Source organism: Ruminococcus sp. AF20-12LB (assembly GCF_003478985.1).
In the GTDB taxonomy this organism is placed as follows: Bacteria; Bacillota; Clostridia; order Lachnospirales; family Lachnospiraceae; genus Blautia_A.
In genome coordinates this window covers 422-631 of record NZ_QUGH01000038.1, presented here as the reverse complement: position 1 = coordinate 631, position 210 = coordinate 422, and positions in this window count along the sequence as shown.

Genomic DNA, 210 nt, shown 5'->3' with positions numbered 1-210 from the left:
CAAGGTAGCCGTATCGGAAGGTGCGGCTGGATCACCTCCTTTCTAAGGAAAAAGTAGAGAAAAGAAATGTGTTTTACTGTTGAGTTATCAAGGAAATTGAATAGTGATATTTCTGGTAGCGATGCGCTTAGGGGAAACACCCGTTCCCATCCCGAACACGACGGTTAAGACCTAAGCGGCCGATGGTACTGCACTGGAGACGGTGTGGGA